The 19029-nt window shown below is 61.7% G+C and carries 19 protein-coding genes; 3 read left to right on the top strand and 16 right to left on the bottom strand.

Annotated elements, in window-relative coordinates:
* Window positions 1-21 precede the first annotated feature (21 nt).
* The 4 genes from JYU29_RS16975 to argH all read right to left on the bottom strand — a co-directional run bounded on the left by JYU29_RS16975 (window position 22) and on the right by argH (window position 5754).
* The gene (locus JYU29_RS16975; protein WP_213986036.1) at window positions 22-2643 is read right to left on the bottom strand and encodes a TIGR02302 family protein; all 2622 of its coding nucleotides are present in this window, start codon (window positions 2641-2643) and stop codon (window positions 22-24) included.
* Between the two features lie 123 nt (window positions 2644-2766).
* Window positions 2767-4038 carry a diaminopimelate decarboxylase gene (lysA, locus tag JYU29_RS16970; protein ID WP_213986035.1) on the bottom strand — a complete coding sequence of 424 codons (1272 nt, stop codon included), beginning with the start codon at window positions 4036-4038 and terminating at the stop codon, window positions 2767-2769.
* A gap of 16 nt (window positions 4039-4054) precedes the next feature.
* Entirely contained in the window at window positions 4055-4267 is a 213-nt protein-coding gene (locus tag JYU29_RS16965) for a hypothetical protein (protein WP_213986034.1), read from the bottom strand.
* Window positions 4268-4353: 86 nt separating this feature from the next.
* A complete protein-coding gene (argH, locus tag JYU29_RS16960; protein WP_213986093.1) occupies window positions 4354-5754 on the bottom strand; it encodes an argininosuccinate lyase in 1401 nt (466 codons plus the stop codon).
* A gap of 28 nt (window positions 5755-5782) precedes the next feature.
* On the opposite strand from argH, the gene tlpA reads away from it, so the two are divergent.
* Window positions 5783-6451: a thiol:disulfide interchange protein TlpA gene (gene tlpA / locus JYU29_RS16955; RefSeq protein WP_213986033.1), complete on the top strand. Its 669-nt coding sequence runs from the start codon at window positions 5783-5785 to the stop codon at window positions 6449-6451.
* 108 nt (window positions 6452-6559) lie between these two features.
* On the opposite strand, the gene JYU29_RS16950 is transcribed toward tlpA, so the two are convergent.
* The 6 genes from JYU29_RS16950 to JYU29_RS16925 form a co-directional block, all read right to left on the bottom strand.
* A complete protein-coding gene (locus JYU29_RS16950) occupies window positions 6560-7387 on the bottom strand; it encodes an outer membrane protein (RefSeq protein ID WP_213986032.1) in 828 nt (275 codons plus the stop codon).
* Between the two features lie 168 nt (window positions 7388-7555).
* Window positions 7556-8431: a 3-hydroxybutyryl-CoA dehydrogenase gene (locus JYU29_RS16945; protein ID WP_213986031.1), complete on the bottom strand. Its 876-nt coding sequence runs from the start codon at window positions 8429-8431 to the stop codon at window positions 7556-7558.
* Between the two features lie 104 nt (window positions 8432-8535).
* Window positions 8536-9465, bottom strand: coding sequence for an electron transfer flavoprotein subunit alpha/FixB family protein (locus JYU29_RS16940; RefSeq protein WP_213986030.1), 930 nt, complete (start codon window positions 9463-9465; stop codon window positions 8536-8538).
* Window positions 9466-9489: 24 nt separating this feature from the next.
* Entirely contained in the window at window positions 9490-10236 is a 747-nt protein-coding gene (locus JYU29_RS16935; protein ID WP_213986029.1) for an electron transfer flavoprotein subunit beta/FixA family protein, read from the bottom strand.
* Between the two features lie 168 nt (window positions 10237-10404).
* Window positions 10405-10983 (bottom strand): cob(I)yrinic acid a,c-diamide adenosyltransferase, encoded by a 579-nt coding sequence (locus tag JYU29_RS16930; protein ID WP_213986028.1) that lies wholly within the window; start codon window positions 10981-10983, stop codon window positions 10405-10407.
* A gap of 33 nt (window positions 10984-11016) precedes the next feature.
* Window positions 11017-11217 carry a twin transmembrane helix small protein gene (locus JYU29_RS16925; protein ID WP_213986027.1) on the bottom strand — a complete coding sequence of 67 codons (201 nt, stop codon included), beginning with the start codon at window positions 11215-11217 and terminating at the stop codon, window positions 11017-11019.
* Between the two features lie 151 nt (window positions 11218-11368).
* On the opposite strand from JYU29_RS16925, the gene JYU29_RS16920 reads away from it, so the two are divergent.
* On the top strand, window positions 11369-12274 hold the full coding sequence (locus JYU29_RS16920) for a YihY/virulence factor BrkB family protein (protein ID WP_213986026.1): 906 nt from the start codon (window positions 11369-11371) through the stop codon (window positions 12272-12274).
* Here JYU29_RS16920 and JYU29_RS16915 read toward each other — a convergent pair.
* From JYU29_RS16915 to rpe, 6 genes are all read right to left on the bottom strand, one after another.
* Window positions 12241-13134 carry a DMT family transporter gene (locus JYU29_RS16915; protein WP_213986025.1) on the bottom strand — a complete coding sequence of 298 codons (894 nt, stop codon included), beginning with the start codon at window positions 13132-13134 and terminating at the stop codon, window positions 12241-12243. The two genes, JYU29_RS16920 and JYU29_RS16915, sit on opposite strands and share 34 nt — an antisense overlap.
* Window positions 13135-13223: 89 nt before the next feature.
* Complete coding sequence (locus JYU29_RS16910; protein ID WP_213986024.1) at window positions 13224-14198, bottom strand: lysylphosphatidylglycerol synthase domain-containing protein; 975 nt, start codon at window positions 14196-14198, stop codon at window positions 13224-13226.
* A 118-nt stretch (window positions 14199-14316) separates the two neighbouring features.
* On the bottom strand, window positions 14317-15348 hold the full coding sequence (locus tag JYU29_RS16905) for a DNA topoisomerase IB (RefSeq protein WP_431192875.1): 1032 nt from the start codon (window positions 15346-15348) through the stop codon (window positions 14317-14319).
* Between the two features lie 213 nt (window positions 15349-15561).
* On the bottom strand, window positions 15562-15927 hold the full coding sequence (locus JYU29_RS16900; protein WP_213986022.1) for a response regulator: 366 nt from the start codon (window positions 15925-15927) through the stop codon (window positions 15562-15564).
* Between the two features lie 85 nt (window positions 15928-16012).
* On the bottom strand, window positions 16013-16693 hold the full coding sequence (gene gph, locus JYU29_RS16895; RefSeq protein ID WP_213986021.1) for a phosphoglycolate phosphatase: 681 nt from the start codon (window positions 16691-16693) through the stop codon (window positions 16013-16015).
* Window positions 16690-17376 carry a ribulose-phosphate 3-epimerase gene (gene rpe, locus JYU29_RS16890; RefSeq protein ID WP_213986020.1) on the bottom strand — a complete coding sequence of 229 codons (687 nt, stop codon included), beginning with the start codon at window positions 17374-17376 and terminating at the stop codon, window positions 16690-16692. The genes gph and rpe overlap by 4 nt, the downstream gene beginning before the upstream one ends.
* A 276-nt stretch (window positions 17377-17652) precedes the next feature.
* Here rpe and JYU29_RS16885 point away from each other — a divergent pair, with 276 nt between their 5' ends.
* A complete protein-coding gene (locus tag JYU29_RS16885) occupies window positions 17653-18756 on the top strand; it encodes a DUF4214 domain-containing protein (protein ID WP_213986019.1) in 1104 nt (367 codons plus the stop codon).
* Window positions 18757-19029 lie beyond the last annotated feature (273 nt).

The raw sequence follows: 19029 nt of genomic DNA, 5'->3' as shown, positions 1-19029 counted from the left end.
GATCGAGCAGGCGCTCGTCTTTTAGCGAAGATCGAGCAGGCGCTCGAGGTATTCGCGTTCGAGCTGTGGGCTGAGCGCATTGCCGAGGCGGCGGCGGATTTCGTCGAGGATCTGGCGCGCGCGCTGGGCGTCGATCACATCGGGCACCTCAACCGAGTTGCCAAAATCCGGACCTGTGGTGGCGCGCGGACGACCCAGCGGATCGCGATCGGCACTGCGCTGGCGGCCGCCCGGCTGTCCCTGACCATCCTGGCCTTCCTCGCCCTGCTGCGCTTGCTGCATCTGCTGCATCATGTCCTGTGCCCCGCGGCGTAGCGCTTCCAGTGCATTGCCCTGTTCGCCAGTGGCGCGCTCGCCTTCGCCGCTGCCCAGAGCGCCTTCGGCGCGCCCCATGGCTTCACCGGCCTGGCCGAAGCCCTCGCCGGGCTGAACACCCATGCCACGCAGGCTTTCCTGCAACTGCTGCAACTCCTGCTGCAACTGACCCTGGCCCTGCTGCAACTGTTCCAGCGCTTCGGCAAGCTCCTGCGGCGACATCGGCTGGCCCTGGCCGCCTTGGCCACCCTGACCTTGTTGTCCCTGTTGGCCCTGTTGCCCCCGCTGACCTTGCTGGCCGTCTTGGCCTTCTTGACCCTGCTGGCCTTGTTGGCCGCGCTGCATCTGGTCGAGACGGAAGGTCTCGTTCATCATCTCCTGCTGGCGGCGCATGATCTCGCCGAGCTTGTCCATCTGCTGGCGCATGGCGTTCTGCTGCTGCCCGCCCTGCTGCTGTTGACCGGCACGGCCGGCCTGCAGGTTGTTCATCATCTGCTCGAGCTGCGACAGCATCTGCTGCGCGGCATCCTTCTGGCCGGACTTCGCGAGATCCTCGATCTGGTTCATCATGCGCTCGAGATCGCGCTGGCTCAGCGCCTGCATGTCGGACGGCATCTCCTGCGCCATGTTCGGCTGCGCGCGCTGGGCGAACTCCTTCAGGAACTCGTTCATGGCCTCGCGCAGTTCGGCCATGCGCTGTTCGATTTCCTCGTCACTGGCGCCGTTTTCCAGCGCGTCCTTCAAGGCCTGCTGCGCCTGCTTCAAGCGCTTTTCGGCCGAAGACAGCGCGCCATCCTCGATCGTGAGCGCGATATCCCAGAGATAATCGACGACATCGCGCAGCTGGTCGTCGTCGCGTGCCATCTGCAGCCGCGTGCGCGCCGACATGATGCCGAGATAGTTCGACAGCTCTTCGAACGTGTCTTCCGGACGCAAGGTAATCGCGTCCATCAGTTCAAGAACGGCGGGGCGATTGGCGGCGTCCATCGCGAGAATACGGCGCTGCTCGATCAAGGCGCGCGCGATCGGATTGTTGAAGCGGCGTTCGGGCAGGCGCATCGCCTTCGGTTCCGACACGCCTTCCTGTCCGGCGCCATCAACGGCCTTCAGCGTCAGATCAACTTCCGTGCCGGCCCAGGGATGCTGGGTCAAATCCCGCACGGTCTTGCGTTCCGTTTCGCCGCGCCGCGGCAAGGACAGCGGCATTTCCGGTGCATCGTAGAGCGGGTGCGCCGTTTGGGCCGGCGGCTCGGCCGGCGTGATCAGGGCCTGCGCGGACGCCACGCCGTAATCGTCCTCGAGCGCGTAGGACAGTTCGAGACTGCCATTGGCCGCCTGCTTGGGGTCTTCCGAAAAGCGAATGGTCGGCGGATTGTCGGGCGTTACGGCGAACTGCCAGCGGCCGAGAGCCTCGCTGTTCTGGCTCAAAACGAGTTCGCCTTCGCTCACCAGCGTCGCGCTGAACTGGAGGGTGCCTGTTGTCTGGACCGGCGTGGCGGGCACCCGGGCGGCCGCTGTTTCAGGCGCGGCCTTGGCGTCGACGCCGGGCTCGATCGCGCGTGTTTGGCCGTTCACATCGATGTAATCCAGCGTCTCCGTGCCGCTGCCACCCGTGACGCGCACGGAAATCTGGCTGCCGGTCGGCACGATAAAGGCGCTTTGCTCACGGTTGGCGTCGGCGGTGAGGAAGATCGGCGCCTTGCCGGTGTACCCAGGCGGCGTCACCCAGGCGTCGATGCGCGGCGGTACCGCCTCGACACCCGGGCGGCTGCGAAACGCATCAAACAGCCCGCCGCCATAAGGACCGGCGGAAAAGGCGAAGGCGATCACCAGAAGAAGCGCAACAACGGCGCGCAGGCCCCACGGATCGCGTTCGGGCACACGCGTGTTCGGCAGATCGCCGGAAAGCGAACCGAGCTGGGCTGCCATGCGGCGCTGATGCTCGCGCCACAAGGCGCTGGCGAAGGGATCGTCGGAGCCGGTCAGCTGGTCGGTCTGCGTGCGCACGGGCGCATGAAGAAGCTGGTTCGACGCCTCGATGCGGCGGTCGATCTCGGCGCGCGTGGGCTGGCGGAAGAAGCGCAGCGGATAAAGCGCAACCAGCGCCGCCACACAGAAGGCAGCCAGCGCGCCGATCCGGATCATATCCGGCACCATGCGGAACAGGCCGAACCAGGACGATGCGAGAAACAGGCCGACAACGAGAAGGATCGGCAAAACGAGCGGCCAAAGGCGCTCCACCACCATCGTGGCAGCCGTCAGCCCGCGCCGTCGCCTGAGCTGCGGCGTTCCCCTATCCAGACCGTGCTTGGGTGGTGTCGACGCCATCAGCCCTTTCGGCGGCCTCCTCGAAAGGAGGATCGGCCGCATTTCCCCATCACGATAGCAGCATATGCGGCGAAGGCGAGGCGAAGCCCGCGCCACGCACCATAATGTGAGGATCGGCCGGGATCAGGACCCAAGCCACTCCGGCACATGATCGAGGCCGATCAGATCCTCATAGGTCGGACGCGCGCGGATCACCGCGAAGCGGTCGCCGGACACCAGCACTTCCGGCACCAGAAGCCGCGTGTTGTAGGTTCCGGCCTGCACCGCGCCATAAGCGCCGGCGCTGCCCACCGCGATCAGATCGCCCGGCTCCATCACCGGCAGATCGCGATCCTGACCGAGATAATCACCGGTTTCGCAGACAGGCCCGACAATATCCGCCTTGATGCGGCGCGCATCCGGTTCGGCTTCACGCACCGGACGGATGTCGTGGAAAGCGTCATAAAGCGTTGGGCGGATCAGATCGTTCATCGCGGCATCCACGATCACGAAGTTCTTCGCCTCGCCTTCCTTGCGATAAATCACGGACGACACGAGGATGCCGGCATTGCCGACGATCAGGCGACCCGGCTCGAAGATGACCTTGAGGCCGAGCGGCTTCACATGCTTGTGCACGATCTGGGCATAGGCATCGGGCAGCGGCGGCGGTTCGTTGTCGCGCCGATACGGAATGCCGAGACCACCGCCGAGATCGACATGCTCGATCGCATGGCCATCGGCCCGCAGCTGTTCAACGAGATCGGCAAGGACGCGGAACGCGTCGTCGAAGGGTTCCAGCTCCACGATCTGGCTGCCGATATGCATATCGATGCCGGCGATCCTCAAGCCCGGCAGCTCGCCGGCGCGTTGATAAACTTCGCGGGCACGCTGGCGCGGAATGCCGAACTTGTTTTCGGCCTTGCCGGTCGAGATCTTCTTGTGCGTGCGCGCATCGACATCCGGGTTGATGCGCAGGGACACGCGCGCCGTCTTGCCGGCCGCAACCGCGCGCTGCGACAACAGCTCCAGTTCCGGCTCGGATTCCACGTTGAAGCAGTGGATGCCGGCTTGAAGCGCGAAGTCCATTTCGCCTGATGTCTTGCCGACGCCGGAAAACACGATCTTCTCGGCCGGAATGCCGGCGGCAAGCGCACGGCGTAGCTCGCCTTCCGACACAACATCCGCGCCGGCGCCGAGTCGGGCCAGTGTCGAGATCACCGCCTGATTGGAATTCGCCTTCATGGCGTAGCAAACAAGCGCGTCGAGATCGCGGAAGGCTTCGGCGAAGACGCGGTAATGTCGCTCGAGGGTTGCGGTGGAATAGCAGTAGAACGGCGTGCCGACCGCTTGCGCGATGTCGGCGACCGACACGTCTTCGGCGAACAGCGCGCCGTCGCGATAATCAAAATGATTCACGGGGAACGCTACCCGGTCAGATCAGCGGATCAAGGATGAAGCGGCGCTCGGGCGCCGAAACGGTGGCAGGTGCGGCCGGCTGGTTGATGCCGATGCCCGCGCCCTCGCGTTTCGTTTCGTTGGCAGCCTGGCTTGGCGATTGCAGCTCGGCCGGCCTGCGGCCGCAGGCGCTCGTCGCCAGAACGGCGGCGGCCAAGGTGGCGAAAACGAGAATGCGGCAACCAGTCATCGTGCGGATCCTTGCGGCAAGGTGGCCAAGGCTTGGGTACCTTGGCAATGCACCGGGAAGAACGGCTTTGGCAAGCCGCGATAAACTCAAGCCTGCGCCAAACGCTCTTTCCAGTAAGCGATCTGCTTGCGCACCTGATCGGGCGCAGTGCCGCCGAAGGAGGTGCGGCTGGCGACCGAGTTCTCGACTGATAGCACACCGAACACCGCATCGGTGATGCCGGCATGGATGGTCTGCAGGTCCGACAGCGTCAGCTCTTCCAGTCCGATCTTCTTGTTTTCGGCCATGGCAACGGCGCGGCCCGTGACATGATGGGCTTCGCGGAACGGCAGGTTCAGCGTGCGAACCAGCCAGTCGGCGAGATCGGTGGCGGTGGAATAGCCGGAACCCGCAGCGCGCGCCATCGCTTCCGTCTGGATGGCCATGTCGGAGACCATGCCGGTCATCGCCGCAATCATCAGGTCGAGCGTTTCGGCCGCGTCGAAGACGGCTTCCTTGTCTTCCTGCATGTCCTTGGAATAAGCGAGCGGCAGGCCCTTCATGACGGTCAACAGCGCGATCAGATGGCCGTTGATGCGGCCGGTCTTGGCGCGCGTCAGCTCGGCGGCATCCGGGTTCTTCTTCTGCGGCATGATCGAGGAGCCGGTGGAAAAGGCGTCCGACAGGCGGATGAAGCCGAATTGCGGCGTCGACCAGATCACGATCTCTTCCGCCAGACGCGACAGATGCGTGGCGCAGATTGCGCCGAGCGCGAGGAATTCCAGCGCGTAATCGCGGTCAGACACGGAATCGATGGAGTTGCGGGTCGGCTCCCGGAAGCCGAGCGCCTGCGCCGTCATATGACGATCGATCGGAAAACCGGTGCCGGCAAGGGCTGCGGCACCCAGCGGAGACTCGTTCAGCCGAGCAGCCGCATCCCGCACGCGGCTGAGATCGCGGCCGAACATCTCGACATAAGCCATGCAATGATGGCCGAAAGTCACGGGCTGCGCGGTTTGCAGATGGGTGAAACCGGGCATCACCGTTGCGGCATGCTCTTCCGCACGCGTCAAGAATGCTGCGATCAACTGAGTTAGTGCATGATCGATGCGCTGAAGCTCGTCCTTGACCCACAGGCGAAAGTCGAGCGCGACCTGATCGTTGCGCGAACGCGCGGTGTGCAGACGACCGGCAGCGGAACCGACCAGCGTGGCGAGCCGCGCTTCCACATTCATGTGGATGTCTTCGAGCTGGCGCGAAAACTGGAATTCGCCGGATTCGATCTCGCTCTGGATCGTGCGCAGGCCTTCAGCGATCTGCGCCTGATCTTCGGCTGTGATGATGCCTTGCACGGCCAGCATTTCGCTATGGGCGATCGAGCCGCGGATATCCTGCGCATAAAGCTTCTGGTCGAAGCCGATCGAGGCGTTGATGGCCTCCATAATGGCCGCCGGACCCGAGGCAAAACGTCCGCCCCACATCTCGTTACTGGTCTTTTCGTCGGTCATCGTGATACGCGGCTCTCGGAGACAGATCATGACTGAGCGCACCAAACTCTTTCCGGCAAAACGCTGGATCGCGATTGCCGCGCTGGCGGGCGCCATGGCGGGTGCGGTTGCCGTATACGTGAATGGCGGGGAAACTGGCAAGTTCGCTGCCGCCAGCGGTTCACCCGAAGATCGCGTTTGCGCAGCCAAGGCCGACAAGGCACAGCGCGTCGGCGAGGCCGCCATCGGCGAGGTCGCGGCCATGTTGCCGGCCGATCCGCCGCAATCCCTGGCGTCGCTGGCCTTCAACGATCCCGCCGGACAGCCGATGACGATTGCCGACCTGAAGAACAAGACCGTTCTTCTCAACCTGTGGGCAACCTGGTGCGCGCCATGCCGCGAGGAAATGCCGGCGCTCGACGCGCTCGAGAAGGAGGTCGGCGATGACGGCTTCGAAGTCGTCGCAGTCAATATCGATACCGGCGACGACACCAAGCCGAAGGCGTTTCTGGCCGATACCGGCGTCACGGCACTCGCCCATTACCGCGACAACTCGCTCGGCATCTTCAACGAGCTGAAGTCCCGCGCGCTGGCGCTTGGCCTGCCCGTGACCCTTCTGATCGACGAAGACGGATGTTTGCTGACCCACATGAACGGGCCGGCAGAATGGAACAGCGAAGACGCGCGCCGGCTGATAGCCGAAGCCCGCAAGAACTGAGCCGCCCAAGCCGCTGTCCCTTTTCACCCGCTGAACAAAGAAAACCCGCCGGATCGCTCCGGCGGGTTTTTTAATCAAGGCTGCTCAGCAACCAGGATGCCTCACGCCTTAGAAGCGGTAGGACACCTTGGCCTGGATCGTGTGGAAGTCGAAGTCGTCATCCGAACCAACCAGCGTCGTGCCGCCAGGGTTGGTGCCTGCAGCACCACCGACACCGCCGAAAGGTCCGCCCTGCAGATTGGCCGAGTAATCGTTGCCGCCGAGGTTGGTGTAGAGATATTCAAGACCGAACGAGATCTTGTCCGTCGCGCGCATTTCGATGCCGCCGCCGACCGTGTAGCCGAAATCGGAATCCTGGCCGCCGGAAGTCGAAACGGTGCTCGCCGGAGACGCAGCGCCCTGGCGATAGTTGAAGTCGACCTGACCGTAAGCCAGACCGCCCGTTGCATAGGCCATGAAGCGATCGTTGAACGCATAGCCAAGACGGCCGCGCAGGGTCGCGAGGTAATCGAGGTCACGCTCTACGACATATTCGGCAGGCGAGCGCGAGAAGGCGCGCTGTTCATCGCCAAGATCGGTGTAGTTGATGTCGAGAATGCCGCCGAGAACGATCTTGCCGTACTGCTGATCGTAACCGATATGCGCGCCGCCGACGAAACCGTCGTCAAAGTCGCCATTGGCATTGAAGGAGGAACCAACCGGGGCACCTGCCGGCGTGAACGGGCCAACGAGGGCTGGCGTGAACGGGCTCAGTTCGACCTGGCCATCGTCACCGAAGCCATAGCCAGCCTGGAGACCGACATACAGGCCGCTCCAGTCGCGCGTTGCCGGAACTTCCATCACCACCGGTGCCGGCGGCTCTTCCATCACGACGTCAGCCGCAAAGGCTGGTGCAGAAATCATGGTCGCCGAAGCGAGCAGTAGAAACTTCTTCATTACGGGAATCCCCCAATTCGATCGCGTGTTGCTGAGCGATTGAAGAACTAGAGGAGGATGCTTCCGGTTGCGCATCACAAAAGCGTTTGTGGCGTTTCAGCGGTCGTTACCCGACCGCTGATGCACAAAAGACACAAATCGAGCGATCAAAGCCGCTTTCTACTTGGCTCAGCGTGTCGGAACCGGCGTTTCACCGCGATAATCATAGAAGCCGCGACCGACCTTGCGGCCAAGCCAGCCGGCTTCGACATATTTCACCAGCAACGGACACGGCCGATACTTGGAGTCCGACAAGCCATCATGCAGCACCTGCATGATCGACAGGCAGGTGTCCAAGCCGATGAAGTCGGCCAGCTGCAGCGGACCCATCGGGTGGTTGGCGCCAAGCTTCATGGCCGTATCGATCGCTTCAACCGAACCGACACCCTCATAAAGGGTGTAAATCGCTTCGTTGATCATCGGCAGGAGAATGCGGTTGACGATGAAGGCCGGGAAATCCTCGGCCGTGGTCACCGTCTTGTCGAGCTTCGACACGAAGTCGCGCGCGGCCTCGAAGGTGGCGTCTTCGGTGGCGATACCGCGCACCAGTTCCACCAGCTTCATGGCTGGAACCGGGTTCATGAAGTGAATGCCGATGAAGCGCTCGGGACGATCGGTCTGCGCGGCCAACCGGGTAATCGAAATCGACGACGTGTTGGTGGCGACGATGGCGGTCGGGTTCAGAACCGGGCAAAGCTGCGCAAAGATCTTGCGCTTGACCGTTTCGTCTTCCGTGGCCGCTTCGATCACGAGATCGGCGGCGGCCAAGTCGTCGATGGCATTGGCAGCCGTGATCTGGCCGATGGCCGCGTGGCGTTCGGCTTCCGTCAGCTTGCCCGACGACACGGAGCGCGCGAGATTGCCGCTGATCGTTGCCAGACCGGCCTCGATCCTGTCGGCCGAGACATCGTAGAACCGCACCTTGTAGCCGGCGATGGCGGCGACCTGCGCGATGCCGCTTCCCATCTGGCCAGCGCCGATGACGCCTACGGTTTCGATTGCCATTGCGTATCACCCCACCGCACGCGGCTTTGCGCCGCTTGAAAGATAGAAAAGGCGGGATCAAGGGATCCCGCCTTCATCACTTTGCCCAATCTCACCGACGAAAGTCAAAGCGCCTTTTCAAGTTCCGGCAGGATCGTGAAAAGATCGCCGACGAGGCCGTAATCGGCAACCTGGAAGATCGGCGCTTCCTCGTCCTTGTTGATGGCCACGATGACCTTGCTATCCTTCATGCCGGCAAGGTGCTGGATCGCACCGGAAATGCCGCAGGCAATGTAGAGCTCGGGCGCCACGACCTTGCCGGTCTGGCCGACCTGCCAGTCGTTGGGTGCATAGCCGGCATCGACGGCAGCTCGGCTGGCACCGATCGCGGCACCGAGCTTGTCGGCCACCGGTACGATGACTTCCTCGAACTTCTCCGACGAACCCAGCGCACGACCGCCCGAGATGATGATCTTGGCGGAGGTGAGCTCCGGACGATCGCTTTCCGACAAACGGTTTTCCACAAAGGTGGACAGGCCCGGATTGGCAGCGGCCGATGCGTTTTCGACCGAAGCCGAACCGCCCTCGCCCGCAGCCGAGAAGGACGCGGTGCGAACCGTGATCACCTTCTTGGGATCGTTGGACTGCACGGTCTGGATCGCGTTGCCGGCATAGATCGGACGCTTGAACGTGTCGGCCGAAACCACTTCGATGATCTCGGAGATCTGCATCACATCGAGCAGGGCTGCGACGCGCGGCAGCACGTTCTTGCCCATGGAAGTGGCCGGGGCGACGATCGTGTCATAGCCGTCGGCCATCGAAACAACGGTGTCAGCCAGTGGCTCGGCCAGGCGTTCAGCCAGATCGTCGCTGTCAGCCAGCAGAACCTTGCGCACGCCCTGGAGCTTGGCAGCGGCATCGGCCACGCCTTGCGCGCCCTTGCCGGCCACCAGCACGTCGACATCGCCACCGATCTGGGTGGCGGCGGTCAGCGCCTTGGCGGTCTGGTCGGACAGCGATGCGTTGTCGTGTTCGGCGATGAGGAGAATAGCCATGATGTCTTTTCCTTTCTTCCGAACTCAGAGCACGCCGGCGGACTTGAGGCTGGAAACCAGCTCCGCCACGTCCTTGACCTTGACGCCGGCCTTGCGGCCACTCGGCTCTTCGGTCTTCAGGACGGTGAGGCGCTGCTTGATCTCGACGCCAAGATCGGCAGCCGACTTTTCGTCGAGCGGCTTCTTCTTGGCCTTCATGATGTTGGGCAGCGATGCGTAACGCGGCTGGTTCAAGCGCAGATCGGTGGTGACGATCGCCGGCATCTTGACGTTCACGACCTGCAAACCGCCATCCACTTCGCGCGTGACCTTGGCGCTTTCGCCTTCGATCTCGAGCTTGGATGCAAAGGTTGCCTGGCTCCAGCCGAGCAGCGCCGACAGCATCTGGCCGGTCTGGTTGGCGTCGTCGTCGATCGCCTGCTTGCCGAGGATCACGAGGCCCGGCTGTTCGGCATCAACCACGCCCTTGAGGAGCTTGGCGACGGTGAGCGGCTCGGTGGTTTCCTCGACCTTCACGAGGATCGCGCGGTCGGCGCCCATGGCGAGCGCGGTGCGCAGCGTTTCCTGAGCCTGCTGCGGACCAACCGAAACAACGATGATCTCTTCGACCTTGCCGGCTTCCTTCAAGCGGATCGCTTCTTCAACAGCGATCTCGTCGAACGGATTCATCGACATCTTCACGTTGGCGAGTTCGACGCCCGATCCGTCAGACTTGACGCGGATCTTGACGTTGTAATCGACAACCCGCTTTACCGGGACCAGGACTTTCATCGTCAACTACCTCTATCTCTCGGAATTGCGCGTCGGTAACAAACGCTGGCTGCAATCGCTAGCTGAATGCCGACATACACGCCCAAACACGCGGCAAGGCCTAGTCATGGTGGCCGCGCCCGTCAATACCTAACCATCGTTTGAACGGCCGGCATTGCACCCGCCGCATCAGCGATTTTGCCCGGGCACCCACAACACATCGCTGTCGCCATTGTCGTTCAAGGCGCGCGCGGCGACGAACAGGAAATCGGATGCGCGGTTCACATAGCGAATGACGTCCGCGCTCACCTTTTCCTGATCGTCGGCAGCCAGATGAACGATGATGCGCTCGGCGCGCCGTGTCACCGTGCGGGCCAGATGGAGTGCCGCAGCGGCCGGCGAGCCGCCCGGCAGAACGAAGCTTTTCAGCGGCTTGATCGCGGCGTTCAACTGGTCGATGTCGGCCTCGACCCGCTCCACCTGCGCAGGCGTAATCCGCAGCGGCTCATAGCCGAGATCGGTTCCGGTGTCGGGGGTGGCAAGATCGGCACCGAGGTCAAAGAAATCGTTCTGCATGCGCGCCAGCATCGCGTCGATCTGGAGCAGTTCATGCGTATGAAGCCGCGCCATGCCGATGCAGCAATTGGCTTCATCCACCGTGCCATAGGCTTCCACGCGCAGATCGTATTTCGCGCGGCGCGGACCTGCGGCGAGACCGGTTGTCCCGTCGTCGCCGGTGCGCGTGTAGATCTTGTTCAGCTTGACCATCTGCCTGCCCCTTCAGTCTGCTGACAAGGGCGGTCAGGAACCCGCGTGCTGCGAGAACCAGTAGGCGGTCATGATCAAAACCAGTGCCACAAACTGGAGCCCGACACGCGCCTGCATCAGCTTGTTCGACGTATTGCCCGAACCGCCGCGCATCATCACGACGAGGCCCCGCAACAGAACAACAACAACCGCAACCATCACAAGAACGGCGAGCATGTTGAAAACAATGGCCATGATTATCTCTTTTGTGGTTCGCGTCGGAAACTGCGTGCTGCAGTGATCTGCAACTTTGCCCTATATAGGCACGTGCTTTAAGGAAATCACGTATCGTGGCGAGACCACGGCCATAGGAACTGACAATCGCCCGATGATCAAGCGGTGAAGAATGTTTGAGTTCTCGCCTGTCGCGAACCAGAAAAGAAAGCCCGGACGGCTCAGGCGCATCGCGAAAGCGGGACGCAAGATTGCGCTCGACGCTTACAATCATTTCGATTCCGACGATGGCTGGTCAATGGCGAGCCACCTTGCCCTTTCTGCCATCCTCGCTTTGTTTCCGTTTCTGATCTTTGCCGCGGCGCTTGCCAGCTTTCTCGGCGCCAGCGCCTTTTCGGACACTGCGATCCATCTGATCTTCGATGCGTGGCCGGAAGCGATCGCCGCCCCGATCGCGCAGGAGGTGACGAATGTGCTCACCGTTCAGCGCAGCGATTTCCTGACCGTTTCGGTGATCGCAGCCGCGATCTTCGCCTCGAACGGGGTGGAAGCGCTGCGTGTGTCGCTCAACCGCGCATACCGGGTGAGCGAAAACCGCTCCTTTATCTTTCGCCGGCTGCAAAGCCTCCTTTTCGTGCTGATCGCCACGATCGGCATCGTGGTGATTTCAGCGCTTCTCGTGGTGGCGCCGCTGGTAGCGGCCTTTGCCGAGCGCAATGTGGACTGGATCGAGCCGAACTTCATCGGCACACTCAATCTGTGGCGCTATATCATCGTGATCTGCGTGATCATTCTGAGCCTGATGGCGATCCATTTCTGGCTGCCGGCCGGCAAGCGCCGCTTTCGTCACGTCATCCCGGGCATCGCCTTCACGCTGGCGGCCTGGTTCGTGGGATCGACGGTATTCGCGGCTTATCTCAGCCGCTTCTCCACCTATGCCACCACCTATGCGGGATTGGCCTCGATCATGGTGGCGATCGTCTTTCTTTATATCATCTCGGCGATCTTCATCCTGGGCGGAGAACTCAACACCTCGATCCGCCGTTATCGCGAAGCGCGCCGCAGGGTCGAGGCCTGACGCGTGGCAAGCGCCACGCCCGCTCCCACCAGAACCATGCCGGCAAGCTGCACCGGCTCCAGTTGTTCGCCGAACAGAAAGAACGCCATCAGCGCCGTCACGGTCGGCACGAGGTAGAACAAGGACGACACCTTCGACACCGCGCCGTTCTTGATCATCGCCATAAGAAGAAAGACGGCACCGAGCGAAAGGCCGAATACCAGCCACAGCAGCGACAGAACAAGGCTGGGGTTCCACGTGAATCGACCCTGTTCGAGCAAAAGAGCGGGTAGCAGCATCACGATCGCCGCCCCGAGATATTGCCACAGCGTGCCGGCAAGCAGATCGGCCTGACCCACGAAGCGCTTCTGCCACAGCGTTCCGGCGCTGATGCCGAGCAATGCGAGAACGCAGCCGGCAATGGTGATCGGCGTCGCACCCGGATCGGTGAAGCCGAGCTTGGGCAACAGCACCAGCACGGTTCCAAGAAGACCGAGCGCAATGCCCGTCCACTGACGCCACGAAACGGTTTCGCCCAGAAACAGTGCGGCAAAGATCGCCACCAGCACCGGCTGCAGGCTGACGATCGCCGCCGTCAGTCCAGCCGGAAACCCTTCATGGATCACCCAGAACACGAAGCCGAGATAAACACCGTGCAGCAATGCGCCAGCGATCGCCGCATGGAGTGCGATCCGCGCCGGCAGCCGGGGCTTGCGCAGGATCAGCACGGCCAGAAACAGGATCGCAAAGGACAGGCCGAAGCGAATGGCCAGAAAGCCGAGCGGTTCGGCATGCGGCATGGCAAAACGCGCGCCGATAAAGCCGGTGGACCACAGCACAACGAACAGCGCCGGCATGAAACGAAAAAGCGAAGCGGGCATAGGTCACCGGAAACAACGATCCGGCTCTGTAGCCCCTCCCCGCCAGCGCGCCTAGGCGCTGGCCCAAAGCTCAAGGCGGCTTGGGCGTATCAGCGCGGCGGCACGGTCGGCGCCGGTGGAACGGTCGGCGCAACGTCCTTGCGGCCGAACTGCGAGCGCTCGAAGCCGAGGATCACGAACAGCGCCAGAACGAAGGGGATCAGGAGGTAGAACAGGCGGAAGATCAGCAAGGCCGCCAGAACGTCTTCCTGCCGCATCTCCGGCAAAGCGGTGATGAATACGAGTTCCAGCACGCCGATGCCGCCCGGCGCATGCGAAATCAGCGCTGCGGAAAAGGATACGAGGAACACGCCAAGCACGACCCAATAGCCCGGATTGCCCTCGGCCGGCAGCGCGAAATAGATGATTGCGGCTGCAGCCAGGATCTCGATCGGGGCCATGAGGAGCTGTCGCGACACCACCGGCAGGCGAGGATAATGCAGCTCGAACGTGCCGATCCGCAGCGGACGCAGGCCGAGCCAGGAAAAGATCACGTAAAGCGCGACCAGCCCAAGCAGAAGCCAGCCCATCGCAGCCGAAGCCTCCACCGGCAAAAGACCGACAAAGCGCTCGGTGATGGCTGGATGGGTGATCAGCACCAACGCAAACAGCAGCATGACGCCGAGCGCAAAGGTGAAGGACGAGAAGGCAACGAGAATGCCGATCTCTCGCGCAGTCAAACCCTTGGAGCCATAAGCGCGATAGCGCACCACAGCGCCTGAAAACACGGAGGCGCCGATGTTGTGCGACAAGGCGTAGGTCGTGAAAGAGCAAAGCGCGATGAAGGTGAAGGAGATGCCCTTGCGCCCGAGATGCAGCAGCGCGACCCGGTCATAACCGGCAAGACCGATGTAAGCGACCAGCGTGGCAAGACCGGCCAGCACCCACCGATGCATCGGTATGGCCGCAAAGCTTTCCATCAACTCGTCGAGGGAAAGCCCTCGCAGTTCCTGGATCAAAAGCCAGATCGAAAAAAGAACAGCGACGACGCCGACAACCGGCCAGATAAATTTCGAAAGCTTCATACCGGTTCGATCAGCCTTCCCAACCCCCGCGCAACAGCAACCAATGCCGCTGCCGCGTGATGGACCCTGACACGATATGGGTCAAGAAACGATGCTTTGAAGAGGCGAAAGTTCCTGGTCAGGCCTGTCGGCTTGCCAGCCACTTTTTGACCGTGGTTTCTTCTTCGTCGAGGCCTTCCACCGGTTTGCGCCAGGACCGACGGGCTTCCTTCAGCTCGTTTTCCAGCGTGCCGTCCGACCAGCCTTCGATTACGCGCGGATGAATATAGGATCGGCGGCAAACCGCGCGGGTGTTGCCGAGCCGCGTGGCGACGCGGTCGAGCACGCCGTTGAGCGCGATCTTTGCGGCGCGTTGCGTTTCAGGCAGCGGCGTATCCTTGAAGATGGACGCCGCATTGATCGTGCCGCCCCATGTGCGGAAGTTGCGGGCGGAAAATTCGCCGCGCGTATGTTCGCGAATATAGGCGTTGACCTCGTCGGAGCGGATCGCGTGCCGGTTGCCGTCTTCATCCAGATACTGAAACAGCGATTGTCCCGGCAGGTCCTGCGTGGCGCGAATGATCTTGGCCATGCGCTGGTCGACCAGTCCCAGGTTCCATTCCTTGCCCGACTTGCCGCGAAAGGCGAAGCGCAGCTTCGAGCCTTCGATCTTCACATGCCGGTCGCGCAGGGTGGTAAGTCCGAAGCTCTTGTTGTCACGCGCATAAGCGGGATTGCCGACGCGGATCATCGTATTGTCGAGCAGCCACACGATGGAGGCCACCACGCGCTCGAACGGCAAACCGCGCCGCCGCAGATCGCTTTCCACCTGCATGCGCAGCAAAGGCAGCGCATCGGCGAAATTGCTGAGGTTGGAATATTTCTGTTCGTCGCGATGTTCCGACCATTTGGGATGATAGCGATACTGCTTGCGTCCCTTCACGTCGCGTCCGGTCGCCTGAATATGACCGGACGGATTGGGCGAAATCCAGACATTCTCCCAGGCCGGCGGAATGGCCAGCATGCGGATACGATCGCGCACGTCCATGTCGGTGATCTTCTTGCCATCGGGATCGCGGTAGCCGAACCCGGTGCCGGCGCGAATGCGGGTGATGCCGGGCCCTTCATCGGTCTGGTAAACCAGTCCGGGGATCTTCGGCACTTCAACGATCGCTTCGAGCTTGTCACCCGTGCTTTCGCTTTCGCCGGGAACGCTGTTCGTCTCGTCGATCGGGTCAAGATTGTCGTTGGGATCCAGCACGCGCATACTCCGGCTAAAGCCTCTTGGCTGAAGGAAGTAACTTGGCAGAAACGCGCTTGTTCCTGCTGGCGCGCGAAGTGATCGATCGTTCCTGACACGGCAGCCGAAGCCCGTGTCTCGGCGCTACTGTGCGAGTGCGTCTCGAACCTTGTTGCGGATATCCGCAAGCGTAAAGGGTTTCGACACGACGTCGATCACGATGTTTTCGAGTTCCGCCGCACGCTCGCGCTGTTCGGCATAGCCCGTCATCAGAAGAATGCGCAGGCCAGGAAAGGCGTTTGCCGCCTGCTTGGCCATGTCGATGCCGTCCATGACAGGCATGCGAATATCCGACAGAACGAGGTCGAACTGGCCATGAGCGGCCGTGATCGCCGCCAGCCCATCTTCGCCGTCGGCCGCCGTTTCCACAGTGTGCCCGGACGCGGTCAAGGCACGCGCGGTAAACATGCGCACCGATTCGTCGTCTTCAACAATCAGAAGCTTCCCCATGACGGGACACCTATCAGCCAATGCTTGACGTTCACTGAACACGCCTGTTGACGGACATTAAGCAGATCTTGCCACCCGCTGCGCTTCAGCCTTTCGGTGCAAGACGGGCAAGCGCTGCTTCTAGTTCGCTCAGATCCTGCAGAACGACGTCGGCACCGAGGCTTTCGAGCGGTTCACGCGAATACCCGCCTTCAACCAGAACGAGCTTCATGTTTGCCGCCTGGGCAGAGCGCGCATCGGCCGGGCTGTCGCCCACGAACAGGGCATCTCCGGCTTCCACGCCGAGCTTTTCCAAGGCGAGATACAACATGTCGGGTGCCGGCTTGTGCGGCACGCCGGATTCACCGCCAACGATCACCGGGAAATAATTGGCAAGATCGAAATGCTCGAGGATCTCGGCAATGGCGAAGTCTGGCTTGTTGGTAACAAGCGCCATCGCGACCTTGTCGCGCTGCAGCGCGGTCAACGCCTCGGTGGTACCCGGCATCAGTTGCGTCAGCTTGGTGAGGTTGGCGGCATAAAGCGGCACCATCTGCCCATATTTGTCGTCCAGCTCGGCATCATCCAGCGAACGGCCCGCTGCCGCGAAGGCGCGTTCCACCAGCTTGCGGGTACCCTCGCCGATCATCGCCTTCACGTCCGGCAGGCTGAGCGGACCAAGCCCGTCGCGCGCCAGAAGCATGTTGGTGGCGGCATGAATATCGAGAGCGGAATCGATCAAGGTGCCGTCGAAATCAAACAGAACCGCTTTGGGCCAAGAGATCATGCTGCCTCCGAACGCGCATTGTCCGCCGCCTGACGGATGGAAAGAATATTGTTGCGGTATGTTTCAATACCACCGGGCTTGAACACGGCCGATCCCGCAACCAAAACCTGCGCACCCGCCTTTGCAAGCAGCGGCGCGGTTTGCGGTGTCACGCCGCCATCGATCGAGATCTTGATGTCCCGGTCGCCAATCATCGTTTTCACCCGGCGCACCTTGTCCAGCACGGCGGGAATGAAGGCCTGTCCGCCGAACCCTGGATTGACTGTCATCAGGAGAACAAGGTCGAGCCGGTCGAGCACATAGTCGATGACGCTTTCAGGCGTAGACGGGTTCAAGGCCACACCGGCCTGTTTGCCCAGCGCCTTGATGGCCTGCAACGAACGGTCGAGATGCGGCCCGGCTTCGGCATGCACGGTGATGGCATCGCAGCCCGCATCCGCGAAAGCTTCCAGATAAGCGTCGGTGGGGGCGATCATCAGATGACAATCGAAGAAGGCATCCGTGTGCTTGCGGATCGCCTTGATGATCGGGGGGCCGAAGGTGATGTTGGGCACGAAATGCCCGTCCATCACATCGAGGTGGATCCAGTCGGCGCCCGCTTCCACAACCGCTTCGACTTCTTCGCCCAGCCGCGCGAAGTCGGCGGACAGAACCGAGGGGGCCATGATCGTCGAATGGAACATCGGGTAAGCTCCGGCGGATGTTTTGGCCGGGCTAGTCGCCGAATCCCTTTCCGTCAAGCGCAACACGGCCGAAGCGCGACCAGGGATGCCAGAGCGATGACTGGATCACCGTGCTTTTGCGACATGCCAGAACAGCCACTGTAGTATAAGTGTACATAAATCATGGATTCTACTTCAGGTAGAGATTTTCGTTTGTTTCTAAAACCGAGCGTTGAATTAACAGGTACTTTAATTCCGCTGGCCAGCCTACCCCCACAAACCAAGAAGGAGGTAGTCATGGCTTTGGTTGGTAATATCATTCCAGGTGTAGGAGATACGGTTGATGGCTTGCTGGGTGTCAGCGGCCCAACTGGAAGTGTTTCTGGAAGTGGGTCTGCGAGTGTCGGGCTTGGTGGGCTCAGTGGCTTGTTGAACCCCATCACCGGCGGCAGCGGCGGCGGTTTGTTGAGCGGCGTGAACACGACCGGCCTGCTCGACGGGCTGGTCAACGTCAACCTGCTTGACGAACAGGCCCTGCTCAAGCTCGGCATTCTGCCCGACGACAATGGCAGCAATCTCTTGAGCGTGGCGGTTCTCGACCGCGATGGCGACGGGTTGGTCGATGTCGGACTGCTCAATGATGGCATCAACGCATCGCTTCTGGATCGCGACGGCGATGGCCTGATCGACGTCAATCTTCTCGACACGATCAATCTCGGTCTCGATATCAGCGGCGATCTCGACAACAACGGCATTCCCGACAACAGCACAGATCCCGGCGATTTCGACATCGTGCTGATGGGCACGGGTGGCTCCGATCAGTTCGTGCTCGATGCAAGCCAGTCCTACTTCGTCGAAGGCATGGGTGGAACGGATCAGGTTTCCTACGGGACATCCGCGTCCGGCTTCAACTATGCGGTGCAAGCCAATGGCGTGTTCATTTCCAACGGCGACAAGGTCGATTATCTCCAGAACGTGGAGCGCGTCGCCTTTTCCGACGGTACGCTCCATCTCGACACCGGCATCGGCGAAACCGCGGGCTATGCCTATCGCATCTATCAGGCGGCCTTCGACCGCGCACCGGATGCGGCAGGTCTCGATTACTGGATCGACGTTCTCGACAGCGGTGCCAAGGGCATGACGCAGGTTGCGGCGGACTTCCTGTCTTCGCGCGAGTTCCAGCAGACCTATGGAGCGCTGAGCACGCAGGACTTCATCGAAGAACTTTACGAGAACATCCTGCAACGCTCGGGCGAAGATGCCGGGATCGATTACTGGACCGACCAGCTCGATGCAGGCGTGCAAAGCCGGGCCCAGGTTCTTGCCGGCTTCTCCGACAGCGCCGAAAACGTCGCGCTTGTCGGTGCAACGATCGACAACGGCTTCTTCCTGGCAGCCTGATCGAACGCGAAACTCCCGGCGCTCCTTCCCCGCGCGCGCCGGGACAGCCCGGAAGGCTCTGCGTTCCCCCTTTAGTTTGAAGCCTTCCATGCGAAAGGCGACCGTCCCACCGGCGGTCGCCTTTTTCCGTCGAAGAGACCGACTGATCGAGCACCGTGCAGCGTTGGTGCAGGCCACCGGTCATTAACCGTTTGGTCATGATGTCAGGCGATGATACTTGCGTTTCCGGGCCGTGTTTCCAAGCGACCTATGAATTCAAGCATGACGATTATA

Origin of the sequence: Tianweitania aestuarii, from assembly GCF_018457165.1 — a bacterium.
GTDB classification, from domain to species: domain Bacteria; phylum Pseudomonadota; class Alphaproteobacteria; order Rhizobiales; family Rhizobiaceae; genus Tianweitania; species Tianweitania aestuarii.
Note: the sequence above shows the minus strand (reverse complement) of the source record. Positions and strands in the feature narration are given on the sequence as shown.